Source organism: Corallibacter vietnamensis, from assembly GCF_039537875.1.
Classification (GTDB): domain Bacteria; phylum Bacteroidota; class Bacteroidia; order Flavobacteriales; family Flavobacteriaceae; genus Corallibacter; species Corallibacter vietnamensis.
Genome location: NZ_BAABBI010000001.1, coordinates 119,965 through 132,420, shown reverse-complemented (window position 1 = coordinate 132,420; position 12,456 = coordinate 119,965). Strand labels below are relative to the sequence as shown.

Below are 12,456 nucleotides of genomic sequence, written 5' to 3'. Positions count from 1 at the left end.
GTTTTCATATTAATCAACAATTTAAAAATCATGAAAACAAAATTACTAATGTTCTTATTCTTTTCTGTCTCTTTCATTACTAATGCGCAATGGAGTCAGGTAGGAAGCCCACAGTTTACAAATTTTACAGATAATGTTGCTTTATCATTTCATCCAATAAATGGAAGACCTTATGTTGTATATAATGATGTAACAGATGGTAATAAACCAAAAGTGATGCGATATAATGGCGTATCTTGGGTTGCAGTTGGAGGAACAATTTCTAGCATGGCATCTGCTAACCATGCTATTAAATTCAACCCTGTCACAAACGAACCTTGGATAGCTTACAGAAGAACAGCAGACGACCAGATGGATGTCTATAGTTTTGATGGTGTAAGTTGGGTTGCTAGAGGTGTTAATCTTAATTATGGCTTTACAGATAACCCATTTCAAATTCAATTTAACTCGAGTGGAGATGTAAGAGTAGCAGGAAAAATAACCAGCAAAAAGTTAAGAATTATTCAATTTCCTGGTGGTACATTATCTGGTTCTGCGTTAGAAGAAGTTTTAATTAATTCACCTCAATATGTTTTAGATCACAGTTACGATTACGTTAATTATAACGATTATTTTGTTGCTTATGCAGGTACAGATAACTCTAGTGTGGTTGGAAGAAAACCTGTAGGTAGTAGCAGTAATGTTACTAGTTTTGATATGTATGCATATATAGGTGGAAGAACATTACGAAACATTTCAGGAATCAACAATAAGACATTAGCAGCAGCTTATAGAATAAATGGAACTGTTGAAGAGATTTTGATATTTCAAAACACGTCATTAGTTAGTTATTACAACACTACCAAAAACGTGCTTAAGTTTAGAGAGAATTTAAGCAACAATAAAAATTATTTAATGTACTCTGACGTTTCAGAAAATTTGTCTTTTAGTATAATAAATGATAATGGTACTATTAGTAGTTCTTTACCATCGCCAGGTGTTTCTACATCAAGCGCCAGTTTTTTTGCAGAGATGGAAATGAATCCTGTAACAGGTAATATGTTTATAGCATATATGGACTCTGGAAAGTTATCAGTTCAAGAATTTACACCTGCACCAACCTTATCAAGAATATATGTAAATGCTAATGCTTCTGGAGGAAATGGTAATGGTGATTCTTGGGCAAATGCAACAACAGATTTACAAACGGCAATTCAGTCAGCAGGAACAACTACTTCTGAAATTTGGGTGGCAGCAGGAACATACAAACCAGGAAATAATAGAACAGACTCATTTAATATAGCTATTGATGGACTTCATGTTTATGGTGGTTTTAATGGTACAGAATCTTCAATTTCAGAACGCGATATATTGGCAAATCCAACTATTTTATCTGGTGATTTGAATGATAATGATTTAGGACATGGTACAGGTACAAGAGGAGACAATTCGTATCACGTAATGCAAGTATTAAATGCAGATAACGCAGTGATTGATGGATTTAAAATTATGTATGGTCATGCCAATGGATCTGGTACAAATGGTTACGGTGGTGCTATTAATATTGGAGGTCAAACATCCAATTTAAAAATTTACAATTGTGAGTTTGATGAAAACTTTGGATTAGCTGGAGGCGCAGTACGCTCATATTTGAATAATGATACAAGTATGACCTTTCAAAACTGTATATTTAATAACAATTTGAGTCGCTATGGCTCTGGTTTGTATTTTCTTGTAAATCAAAATAGAACAGTTACATTAGATATGGTTAATTGCTTGTTTACCAATAATACGTCTTATAATGTTAGTGGTTCAGCTTTAGGCTATACAGGAAGTTCAGCTTGGATAAGAGCAAATGATTCGGGTTCTAACCTAACGACAACTATCACCAATTGTACTTTTGCAAACAATGAAGATATTGGAACATACTCGAGTTCTCTTAAAGGCACTTTAGCATTAAGTAGAAGATCAGACGGAAATAGTACACACAATGCAACTATAAACAATTCAGTATTTTATTTCAACGATCAAGGTGCATCAGGAGGTGTTGGACTTTCAGTAAACCCAGGTCATGTTTCTTATCCAAATACGGTTTTTGTAAATAATTCTATAAGTGAAGATAATTTTAACAACTTATCATACTTAACAAATACATCAAATGCAGACCCATTATTTACCGATGTTAGTAACAACGATTTTACGTTACAGTCTGGTTCGCCTGCAATAGATGCTGGAGATAACAGTTTAGTGCCACCTGGTATTACTGCAGATTTATTGTTTAATCAACGTATACATAATACAACTGTAGATATGGGAGCTTATGAATTTGGTGCTAGTTCTACGTTATCTGTGGAAGATTTCGGTTTATCAACTGATTTAATTAAAGTGTATCCAAATCCAACAAATGGTATTTTAAATATAAAAACCAATTCAACTATTAAATCTATAGAAGTTTATAATGTTTTAGGAACGAAAGTAAAAACAACTAAATTATCAAGTGTTAATCTTTCTAGTTTGTCTAATGGATTCTATTTAGTAAAAGTTAATACGGAAACAGGAAGCGTTACAAAACGCATTATTAAAAGGTAACAACAATTAACATTGAAAGATTAAAAGAGGAAAGTCAATTTAAAGGCTTTCCTTTTTTTATAGAGCTTGTATAATAATTTGCAACCAACCAGCAACAAAAAGTAAACCTCCAATAGGCGTAATTGGTCCTAGAAAGCGTAATTTCTTTCCTTTGGCATCACTTAAAATTAAGCCATAGATACTAAAAGAAAAAAGGACAATACCTAAAGTAAAACACCAATACATTGCTGATGTAGAGAACTCTTGACTAAAACCAAGTATTAACAAAACGATAGCGTGATACATTTGATATTTTACACCTGTTTCAAAACTTTTAAGTTGGTCTTTAGATAGTGTTTTCTTTAAAGCATGTGCACCAAATGCACCAAAAATTATGGCTAGCATTCCGAATAATGCGCCTGTAATTATAAATGCTTGTTGTGTCATATTAAGAGTTATTTATAAACAACCGGAATAATTTCGCCTTTTGCTAAACAGTATTTATGTATGTCAGCATCAGATAACGATGCGGTGTAATCTACTTCTTCAACCTTAAAACCAATACGTCTTAATTTGTCAAAATAATCACGACCATAAATACGCACATGGTCATATTGACCAAAAATTTTAGCACGTTCTTTTTTATCAGTTATACTATCGTCTTCAAACGTAGTTTCACGGTTTAAATCTTGCGGAATTTGAAAAACACCAAAACCACCAGGCTTCATAACACGATACAATTCCTGCATGGCTTTAGTATCATCAGGAATATGCTCTAAAACATGATTGCAAAAAATAACATCATAGCTATTATCAGCAAACGGAAGGTTACAAATATCAGCTTTCACATCAGCAATAGGTGATAGTAAATCTGTGGTTGTATAATCTATATTTTTTAATGCTTTAAAACGTTTCAAAAAACACTGTTCAGGAGCAAAATGGAGCACTTTGTTTTTTGCTGAAAAGAAATCAGTTTCATTCATTAAATACAACCACAACAACCTGTGACGCTCTAAACTTAAGGTTGAAGGCGACAAAACATTGTTGCGTTGTGTGCCGTAACCATAAGGTAAAAAGGTTTTAAAGCTTTTACCATCAATAGGATCAGTGTGGTTTTCTCCTTTTAAAAATGTCGCTATAACAGGACGTACTAAATAACTAAACCTAATTAATAACGGTCTAGGTATGAGGTTTAGTAGTATTTTAAAAAGCTTTTTCAAATAGTTTATGCTAATATGGTTTTGTTAGAAAGTATGTTTTCATAAATACCATCCCAAAGCGCAATACGTTGTTTTAATGCATCTTTAGCCACTTTTAAAACATCTTGCCATTTTTGGTCGTCATTACCGCAAAGCTCTTCTATCATTTTTAACGATAAAGGTCCGTGCTCGTCTCCATCAAGCTCTATATGTCTGTTAAGATAATAGGTTAACTTGCTGTAAGAGTTATCATTGGTTTGTGACTGATTGATAATTTGAAAAAACATATCAGGAATCACATCTTCACGACCAAATGTAAATGCCGAAGCTATTTTGTGAGGTTCATTTGTGCTGATAATTTCAAACGTATAGTTGATGAAATTTTCGGTAGCAGTATCTAAATTACAGTTTTTAATAGCATTTTCAAGCGAATCGCCATTATTTAAAAAGTGTACTAATTGATGCATTTGAGATGTGCTAGCACCTATTTGATTCATGGCATCTAGATACATTTCGTAATGACTTTTAGGAGCTCCTAGTTCGTTAACATCGCTTTCTTCTCCTAAAACAATTTCATTGATAAAACGAGCAGTAGCAGGATTTTTTGCAGGTAACCAAGGTAACGATGTTGTTGTTAACTGGTTTTGTAGCGCTTTTAAAAGTGACATGAAATCCCAAACAGCAAATACGTGCTGTTCCATAAAAATTTTAATATCATCAGGTGTTGAAAGTGCTTTGTATAGGTCGTGATTATTTAAGGAATCTCTTAATGATTTAAGTTCCTTTTCAATAAACGCAATGGTGTTCATAATGAGGAATTAAAGAATTAAAGCTTGTTGTCTAAACTCATTTTCTTCGTCAGATGTAATGCCTAATGCTTCATAAACATAAGCAAAGGTTGATAGTATTTCTGGTTTGCCATCAACTAGAGCTACGTCGTGTTCAAAATGTACACTAGGTTTTCCGTCAAGCGTTACAATTGTCCAACCGTCTTTAAGTTGTTTTACGCGATGTGTGCCACCATTAATCATAGGTTCAATGGCTACAACCATACCTTCAATAAACTTTTTTCCTCTACCACGTCTACCGTAATTTGGCATTTCAGGGTCTTCGTGCATTTTACGTCCAAGTCCATGTCCTACCAATTCACGCACGACACCATAACCTTGAGCTTCGCAATGGTTTTGAATGGCATAACCTACATCGCCAACACGGTTTCCAGATTTGAATTCTCTAATACCAACGTAAAGCGATTCTTTAGTAACTTCTATAAGTTTTTTAGTTTCAGGGTCAACTTCGCCAACTTCAAAAGTGTAAGCATGGTCACCATAAAACTCGTTCATTAATGCACCACAGTCTATAGAAACTATATCGCCATCTTCTAGTGGTCTGTCTGTAGGTAAACCATGAACAACCGCTTCGTTTACACTACAAAGTAATGTAGAAGGACAGTCGTAAAGACCTTTAAAACCAGGTAATGCGCCTTGAGCTCTTATAAAATCTTCAGCAAGTTTATCTAATTGATTTGTGGTAACGCCAGCTTTTACTTCTTTAGCAAGCATACCAAGTGTTTTTGATACCACCAAAGCACTTTGGCGCATCAATTCTATTTCTTCTTTTGTTTTTACTATAATCATCTTATCGTCTTAAAAATGAAAGCCACCCTTTCTTTTTTTCTGTTTTTTTTGGGTGATGTTTGGGGTCTAAAAGCATTTGGTAAATTTCTCCCCAACCAATAAATCCACCAATATTTCTGTCGTCAATAAATAAATCAGCGTGAATTTTTCTGCTTTTAGCATAGTTATATTGTTCTTCCGGAAAACTTTTGTTTACCGCATAAAAATCAATACCGTTTTCTTTGCAGAATGTGACAGCCTCTTCTAAACGAATATCGCTACGATAAGTCCATAGAATTAATCTATGACCATCTTCTTGTAGTCGTTTTAAGGTTTCAAATGCAAATAGTTTTGGTTTTCCTATTTTAGGATAAGCGTCATCTACGATGGTGCCATCAAAATCTACAGCAATAATTAGCTTGTCGTTAAAATTCATATTTTAATATTGAGTGCAAAAGTACAATAATATTAACGGTTAATTAAATCAAAGCGTGTCTATCCATTTTTTCAGGTTGAGGAACACCGATTAATTTTAAAATTGTTGGTGCTAAATCACCTAAAATACCATCGTTTATTTGCTTTAAGTCATTATCAATAAGAATAACTGGAACAGGGTTTGTTGTATGTGCTGTGTTAGGAGAACCATCTGGGTTAATCATGGTTTCACAATTACCGTGATCAGCAATTAACAGTGTTGTATATCCGTTTTCTAAAGCAGCTGTAACAACATCTTTCACGCAGGTGTCAACAGCTTCGCAGGCTTTTACTGCAGCCTCCATAACGCCTGTATGGCCAACCATATCACCGTTTGCAAAGTTAAGGCAAACAAAGTCGGTTTCACCTTTTTCTAGTTCAGGAACTAAAGCATCACGCAACTCAAAAGCACTCATTTCAGGTTTTAAATCATAAGTAGCAACTTTTGGTGAATGTCTTAATATTCTAGATTCTCCAGGGAATGGTTCTTCTTGACCTCCAGAAAAGAAAAACGTTACGTGTGGATATTTTTCAGTTTCGGCAATTCGTATTTGTTTTTTATTGTGTTTTGATAATACTTCGCCAAGTGTATCTGTAAGATTTTCTTTGTTGTATATAACATTGATGTTTTTAAAGTTTTCATCATAATTTGTCATTGTTACATAATGCAAGTCCAATTTATGCATGTTTTGTTCGTGAAAATCTTTTTGTGAAAGTGCTTCGGTAAGTTGACGACCTCTATCTGTTCTAAAATTGAAGAACACAACAACATCACCATCTTTTATTTTAGCAATAGGCTGTTTAGCATCATCAACCATTACGATAGGTTTTATGAACTCATCTGTAATATCGTTGTCATAGTTAGCGCTAATAGATTTTAAGGCATCTTGAGATTGTTCGCCCATACCATGAACTAATGCATCATAAGCAAGCTTAACACGTTCCCAACGTTTGTCTCTATCCATTGCGTAGTAACGACCTGTTATGGTTGCTAGTTGCGTGTTGGTATTTTCAATATGTTGTTGAAGTTCTGTTACAAAACCAAAACCAGATTTAGGGTCAACATCACGACCATCAGTAAATGCGTGTATATAAGAGTTTTCTACCCCAAAAGAATTGGCTGCTTTTACTAAACCTAATAAGTGGTTAATGTGAGAGTGAACACCACCATCACTTAATAGTCCTAAAAAATGAATGGGTTTATTGTTGGTTTTAGCATACTCAAAGGCATTGACAAGTGTTGGTTCGTCCTTAAGTGTGTTGTTTTTTACGGCTAAATTTATTTTAACTAAATCTTGATATACAATACGTCCAGCTCCTAAATTCATATGGCCAACTTCACTATTTCCCATTTGACCTTCAGGAAGACCGACATGTAACCCATCGGTTCTTAAACTTGCGTATGGATAGTTTTTATATAAAGAATCTATAAAAGGTGTTTCTGCTTGATCTATTGCAGACACTTTAGGGTCAGGGGATGTTCCCCAACCGTCTAATATCATCAAAATAACTTTTTTATTCATGGCAATTTGCTTTGTGTGTAAAGATAGATGATTATAAGTTTTTTTGTTTAAATCTGTATTGTAAAAAGCATAGTTAAATAATATTTAGATATTTTTTTAGTAATGGTTAAGATATCTTTTGAAATTAATACGGTCTTAACATATTTGTATACAAAAAGTTAAATAAATGTTATTACTTATTTTACAGTGTAACAATTAAAAAATTAAGTCGTCTCTTTAGTATATCAAAAAACAAATCATTAATTAAATAATTAAAATCTTTCATCATGAAAAAAACAATCATTATGTCCGCAATCGCATTAAGTTTTACATTAGTAACAGCTTATGCCAATCCAATTAAAGTTAACAACGATAATAGCTATGTTTTAGAGAATATAGTTGAAGCGAGCCCTTTTCACCTATCTATTGTAAAAGGTGATTTAGAGACTGTAAAAAAGTTAATTGAATTAGGTTCAAATGTTGATAAAAAATGGAACGGACTTACACCAGTTATGTATGCAGCAAAATTTAATAGAACTGAAATTTTAAAGTTGCTTATAGAAAAAGGAGCAGATGTAAAAAAGAAGTGCGACAAAGGTCATACAGCTTTAGATTATGCAGAAATGTCTAATGCAAAAGAGGCAAAAGTCATTTTAGAAAATGAATTAGAAAAGAAGTAATTTTTAGAAGTTACTTTTTAAGTTGGTTAGTTGGAAAAAGCCTTGCAGTAGCACGGCTTTTTTTATTGTGAGGTTTTATATTTTTTTATGGCTTCTTTAATTTTTTGTATTCTGTTTTCTGGGTCAGGATGTGTGCTTTGAAATTCGGGAGTGCGGTTAGGGCCAGCAGCAGATTTTAGTATTTTCATAACGCCAATCATTTCTTCTGGGTTGTACCCAGCTTTTATCATAAAACGAACCCCTAAATCATCACTTTCTAATTCATCCTCTCTACCATATTTCATGTTTATTATGTTAGCAATAGCGGCAGCGCCTTGAGCGGTACTTGGGTCAATTCCTACGGCAACACCATTAAGGAGGCCTTGAGTTAAATCTTGTTTAGACATTCTATCGGCCGAATGTCTTCCTAAAACATGACCTATTTCATGGCCTAAAACACCAGCAAGTTGATCTTCGTTTTCAAGTTTTGAAAATAGGGCATACGTTATAAATATTTGTCCGCCAGGAAGAGCAAAAGCGTTAATGGTTTGAGCATCAGCTAATAAATGAAAGTCATATTGATATCCGGTTTTTTTAGCAATGCTATTATTAACTAATTTTTGCCCAACATTATCAACAAAAGCTTGGTAATTGTCATCTGGATATAAGCCGCCATATTGAGCTTGCATTTGAGGAGTGCTTTGTAAGCCTATAGCTATTTCTTGTTCTTCAGAAATTGATATGTGCTGTTCTTTTCCGGTATATGGATTTGTTTCAGCACTAGAGCAGTACTTAATGACTGCAAATAATACAATTGCAATACCAATTAGTAGCTTGACCTTTCGATTTCCTGTTCTCATAATTGCTTGTTTTTAAGTAATTAAATTTACGAAACAAATCGAAAACTTTCTAAATAAATTTCTTACTCATTGTGTAATGTAACCCTATTTTAGGAATTTGAAAAGCATCTCCATTTACATTATACCCTTGGTTTTTATAAAACGAAACAGCAACTTCTCTAGCATTAAGCCATAAACGTTCGGTTTGTAAATCTTTTAATAATTTTTCAGCTTCTAAAATGAGTAATTCTCCCAATCCTTTTTTTTGATATGCCTGTAAAATTGCCATACCACGAAGTTGATACTGGGATTTTTCACTATAAAAATCATGCTTGTTTTTCATTAAAGTGACCACTCCAATTAATTCTTTTTTAAAATATAATCCTAAATGATATGTTGTTTTTAAGGTGTCGCCATCAAAAATACAATCCTCAATTGAACGTCCTGCTCTTAAAATAGGGTGTCTTACAATATGTGTTTCATTTGCAGATATTTTTTTAACGTTTAAGTAAGGGTTCTTTGTTTTATAGAGCTTGGCAGGCATATTGTCATATATACCATTATTCAAAAATGATAAACCACATTTCTCGATAACTTTTTGAGATGCTAAATTATCTATATGGCAATGCGCATAAATATTTTTTAGTTTTAAGTTTTCAAAACCGTATTTTATTGAAGCTTTAGCGCTTTCTGTAGCATAACCGTTATTCCAGAATTTTTTATAAAAGCGGTAACCTACTTCAACAAGTTTTTCTTTAGGGTGATATTTTAAGCCACACCACCCTAAAAAGGTGTTGTCTTCTTTAAGGCAAACAGCCCATCTACCCATGCCGTGTAATTTATATTGATTGTAGTCTTTTAGGAACATTTTAGCATCATTAATGCTATCAAAAGGAGTGTCGCCAGTATGCTTTATGACATCAAAATCGTTGTTCATGTAAAAAAAATGCTCAGCATCTTCAATAGTGAATTCTCTTAAATAGAGGCGGTTAGTTTCAATTATGGTAGTCATTGTATAAACTTCTAAATCTTTTCTTTTGTAAAATTAAATTCTTAATTATATTTGCACTCGCGATTGCGGGAGTAGCTCAGTTGGTAGAGCGTCAGCCTTCCAAGCTGAATGTCGCCGGTTCGAACCCGGTCTCCCGCTCAAAAAGCTTCACATTAGTGAAGCTTTTTTCATTTTAAAGCGTTTAGTTTAGTTCCTGAACCTACCTCATAAGGAGTTTTGTTATACTCAAAAATCCTAGCTTTATGAATTCCTTTAAGTGTAATTTCGTTATCATTTACTTCAAGCCAACTGCCTTCTCGAAGTCCTACTACTGGTTGTGTGTTATATGCATGAAATTCTTTAATTCGTGTTTCACGAGTTTCTCCCATATGTGTTGAGTTTGGAATAGGGTCTAAATAATGTGGGTTTATATTAAACGGCACAAAACTTAATGTTTTAAAACTTGGAGGATAAACAATAGGCATATCGTTTGTTGTATGCATTGTTAAGCCACAAATATTACTACCAGCACTGGTTCCTAAATAAGGTGTTCCGGAATTAATACAATCTTGAAGCGGTTGTATTAAATTATTTTTATAAAGCTGATTGACTAATACAAAGGTATTCCCGCCTCCGGTAAAAATAGCTTCAGAATTTTCTATGCCTTCTATTGGGTTTTTGAATTCATGTAATCCTATAACATGTTTATTAATTTTCTTAAAGGCTTTTTTAGCTTTTATGGTGTAATCATCATGAGATATACCGCCTGGTCGGGCATAAGGAATGAATGTTACTGTGTTTATGTTTTTAAAAAAAACTGATAAATCATTGAGAAGGTATTCTAAATAACCGCTTCCATGTATGGTAGATGTACTTGCTATGAGCAATTGTTTCATATCGTATAGTTTATGTAAAGGTAGATAATCATTGGTTTTAACAAAAGTTTGTGTTCGTATTGGAATTTCTTTAAGATTTGAAAACGTTACTTTATAACACCAAAAAAAAACTAACTTGAAACCAAAATTACTCTTTATTTTTTTTAGTGCTATTACTTGGTCTTTATATTCTCAAAATGTTAGTCGAATTGAAATTGAAGGTAAAATTATAGCAAAAGCAAATGAAGTTGAAAGCGTTACTGTGTTCAACTCATCATCTAATAAAGGAACATTTGCTGACGAAAACGGAAATTTTAAGCTAAAAGTGGCTTTGCATGATAGAATACAAATTTCAGCATTGCAATTTAAAACCGTGACTGTTATAATTGATGATGAGATTTTAGCCTCAAAAAAACTAGCTGTTTTTTTGACAGAACAAATAAACGCGCTTGATGAGGTGCTTATTTTACCATCAGGGTTAACAGGAAGCCTAGAAGTAGATGTTGATAGTGTTAGGCTTATTAGTCCTATAGTTATGGATTTTGGAGATATTAAAGAATATGAGTTTCCTATAGATCATCTTACAAAAGCCGATAATACAATAACTAGGCAAGGACAATTTTATAATGGGATAAATTTTGCTGAAATACTCGGAATAAATAGGTGGTTAAATAAACGTAGAAGAAGGCCAAGTTATGAAGAGCTAGACGCCGAGCAAGAAAGAAAAACATATGATTTATCTCAAAAATACTCTTCAGAATATATTCAAGAAAACTTTAAGATTCCATCAGATAAGATTCAAGCGTTTTATGATTATATTTATAAAAATGGATTTAATGTTAAACTATTAAACAAGAAAAATGAGTTGGAGTTAATGGAGTTTTTATTGCAAAAAAGTAAATCATTTTTAAAACAAACTGATGCAAAAAATTAGTTTTATTATTTGCTTATTTAGTTTGCAATTTTTTCAAGCTCAAACCATAGAGCTACAAGGAAAAGTGCTAACAAGTCTAGATGTAGAGAACATTCATGTTTACAATAAAACTTTAAAAAAATATGCCATTACAAATAAGTTGGGCGTATTTAATATCACCGTAAAACTTAATGATACACTTGTTATCTCTTCTGTTCAGCATGAATTAAAATCATTTTCTGTAGATGAAACTATGATGTTTGAAAAAACACTAGTTATAGCTTTAGAACCACTGCTAAATAATTTAGATGAGGTTGTTGTAGGTAAAGTACTCACAGGTAATATGCTTTTAGATGTTGAAAATGTCGATGGCGAACCTGTTACGTCAAAATCATTAGGTATTCCAAGTTATCAAGGTAAGCCCAAAACGCAATCACAACGTCTACTATCTGAAGCAGTAGATTTTAATCCAAAGTTAGGAGGTTCTTTAGGAGGATTAGGTGTTACAGTATCTATTCAGCCTATTTTAAACGCAATATCAGGTCGTACAAAAAAGTTGAAAAATCGCGTTGTTTTAGAAGAGAGAGAGAGTACTATGTATCGTATTAAATCACGATTATCTAAAGATTTGTTTGCTACCAATACTCTCAATGAAAATAAGGTTATGGAATTCTTTTTTTTCGTTTCTGAAGAAGCAGATTTTTTAAGTCGTACTAAAGGAAAAACCGATGTAGAAGTTTTATCTTATTTAGAAGAGCGATTACATGTTTTTAAAACTAACCTAAATCAAAAAGGTCAATGAAACAATTTTTACTTATATTTTTACTACTTGTTTTTTTTA

Annotated in this window: 13 protein-coding genes and 1 tRNA gene; 5 read left to right on the top strand and 9 right to left on the bottom strand. The window is 32.9% G+C overall.

The genetic code is table 11. The annotated features are described in order from the left end of the window. The first annotated feature begins 30 nt into the window (after positions 1–30). Positions 31–2,568 (top strand): T9SS type A sorting domain-containing protein, encoded by a 2,538-nt coding sequence (locus ABD690_RS00675; RefSeq protein WP_344726008.1) that lies wholly within the window; start codon positions 31–33, stop codon positions 2,566–2,568. 57 nt (positions 2,569–2,625) lie between these two features. On the opposite strand, the gene ABD690_RS00670 is transcribed toward ABD690_RS00675, so the two are convergent. From ABD690_RS00670 to gpmI, 6 genes are read right to left on the bottom strand one after another with little or no spacing between them, the layout of a single operon-like run. Next, positions 2,626–2,994 (bottom strand): DUF423 domain-containing protein, encoded by a 369-nt coding sequence (locus tag ABD690_RS00670; protein ID WP_344726006.1) that lies wholly within the window; start codon positions 2,992–2,994, stop codon positions 2,626–2,628. Positions 2,995–3,002: 8 nt separating this feature from the next. Further along, complete coding sequence (locus ABD690_RS00665; RefSeq protein WP_344726004.1) at positions 3,003–3,767, bottom strand: class I SAM-dependent methyltransferase; 765 nt, start codon at positions 3,765–3,767, stop codon at positions 3,003–3,005. Positions 3,768–3,772: 5 nt separating this feature from the next. Then, positions 3,773–4,555: a DUF3050 domain-containing protein gene (locus tag ABD690_RS00660; RefSeq protein WP_344726002.1), complete on the bottom strand. Its 783-nt coding sequence runs from the start codon at positions 4,553–4,555 to the stop codon at positions 3,773–3,775. Between the two features lie 9 nt (positions 4,556–4,564). After that, entirely contained in the window at positions 4,565–5,383 is an 819-nt protein-coding gene (gene map / locus ABD690_RS00655) for a type I methionyl aminopeptidase (RefSeq protein WP_134198654.1), read from the bottom strand. 1 nt (position 5,384) lies between these two features. Beyond that, the gene (locus tag ABD690_RS00650; RefSeq protein WP_344725999.1) at positions 5,385–5,798 is read right to left on the bottom strand and encodes a BT0820 family HAD-type phosphatase; all 414 of its coding nucleotides are present in this window, start codon (positions 5,796–5,798) and stop codon (positions 5,385–5,387) included. Between the two features lie 43 nt (positions 5,799–5,841). Next, complete coding sequence (gene gpmI / locus ABD690_RS00645; RefSeq protein ID WP_344725997.1) at positions 5,842–7,359, bottom strand: 2,3-bisphosphoglycerate-independent phosphoglycerate mutase; 1,518 nt, start codon at positions 7,357–7,359, stop codon at positions 5,842–5,844. A 284-nt stretch (positions 7,360–7,643) separates the two neighbouring features. Between gpmI and ABD690_RS00640 the strand changes: the two genes are divergently transcribed. Beyond that, positions 7,644–8,018, top strand: coding sequence for an ankyrin repeat domain-containing protein (locus ABD690_RS00640; RefSeq protein ID WP_344725995.1), 375 nt, complete (start codon positions 7,644–7,646; stop codon positions 8,016–8,018). Positions 8,019–8,080: 62 nt separating this feature from the next. Here the strand turns inward: ABD690_RS00640 and ABD690_RS00635 are convergent, their stop codons facing one another. Both ABD690_RS00635 and ABD690_RS00630 read right to left on the bottom strand, forming a co-directional pair. After that, positions 8,081–8,857 (bottom strand): M48 family metalloprotease, encoded by a 777-nt coding sequence (locus ABD690_RS00635; RefSeq protein ID WP_344725993.1) that lies wholly within the window; start codon positions 8,855–8,857, stop codon positions 8,081–8,083. A gap of 49 nt (positions 8,858–8,906) precedes the next feature. Next, positions 8,907–9,848: a GNAT family N-acetyltransferase gene (locus ABD690_RS00630; RefSeq protein ID WP_344725991.1), complete on the bottom strand. Its 942-nt coding sequence runs from the start codon at positions 9,846–9,848 to the stop codon at positions 8,907–8,909. Positions 9,849–9,913: 65 nt separating this feature from the next. On the opposite strand from ABD690_RS00630, the gene ABD690_RS00625 reads away from it, so the two are divergent. Beyond that, a tRNA-Gly gene (locus tag ABD690_RS00625) sits at positions 9,914–9,986 on the top strand. Positions 9,987–10,015: 29 nt separating this feature from the next. Here the strand turns inward: ABD690_RS00625 and pepE are convergent. Further along, on the bottom strand, positions 10,016–10,723 hold the full coding sequence (gene pepE, locus ABD690_RS00620) for a dipeptidase PepE (protein WP_344725989.1): 708 nt from the start codon (positions 10,721–10,723) through the stop codon (positions 10,016–10,018). Between the two features lie 115 nt (positions 10,724–10,838). Between pepE and ABD690_RS00615 the strand changes: the two genes are divergently transcribed. Beyond that, on the top strand, positions 10,839–11,636 hold the full coding sequence (locus ABD690_RS00615; RefSeq protein WP_344725987.1) for a carboxypeptidase-like regulatory domain-containing protein: 798 nt from the start codon (positions 10,839–10,841) through the stop codon (positions 11,634–11,636). Next, positions 11,623–12,417: a hypothetical protein gene (locus ABD690_RS00610; protein ID WP_344725985.1), complete on the top strand. Its 795-nt coding sequence runs from the start codon at positions 11,623–11,625 to the stop codon at positions 12,415–12,417. The genes ABD690_RS00615 and ABD690_RS00610 overlap by 14 nt, the downstream gene beginning before the upstream one ends. Positions 12,418–12,456 lie beyond the last annotated feature (39 nt).

Bases quoted from the DNA above. Each gene is read 5' to 3' on its own strand.
- ABD690_RS00675 (WP_344726008.1), top strand. From the start codon at position 31: ATGAAAACAAAATTACTAATGTTCTTATTCTTTTCTGTCTCTTTCATT.
- ABD690_RS00670 (WP_344726006.1), bottom strand. From the start codon at position 2,994: ATGACACAACAAGCATTTATAATTACAGGCGCATTATTCGGAATGCTA.
- ABD690_RS00660 (WP_344726002.1), bottom strand. From the start codon at position 4,555: ATGAACACCATTGCGTTTATTGAAAAGGAACTTAAATCATTAAGAGAT.
- map (WP_134198654.1), bottom strand. From the start codon at position 5,383: ATGATTATAGTAAAAACAAAAGAAGAAATAGAATTGATGCGCCAAAGT.
- ABD690_RS00650 (WP_344725999.1), bottom strand. From the start codon at position 5,798: ATGAATTTTAACGACAAGCTAATTATTGCTGTAGATTTTGATGGCACC.
- gpmI (WP_344725997.1), bottom strand. From the start codon at position 7,359: ATGAATAAAAAAGTTATTTTGATGATATTAGACGGTTGGGGAACATCC.
- ABD690_RS00640 (WP_344725995.1), top strand. From the start codon at position 7,644: ATGTCCGCAATCGCATTAAGTTTTACATTAGTAACAGCTTATGCCAAT.
- ABD690_RS00635 (WP_344725993.1), bottom strand. From the start codon at position 8,857: ATGAGAACAGGAAATCGAAAGGTCAAGCTACTAATTGGTATTGCAATT.
- ABD690_RS00630 (WP_344725991.1), bottom strand. From the start codon at position 9,848: ATGACTACCATAATTGAAACTAACCGCCTCTATTTAAGAGAATTCACT.
- pepE (WP_344725989.1), bottom strand. From the start codon at position 10,723: ATGAAACAATTGCTCATAGCAAGTACATCTACCATACATGGAAGCGGT.
- ABD690_RS00610 (WP_344725985.1), top strand. From the start codon at position 11,623: ATGCAAAAAATTAGTTTTATTATTTGCTTATTTAGTTTGCAATTTTTT.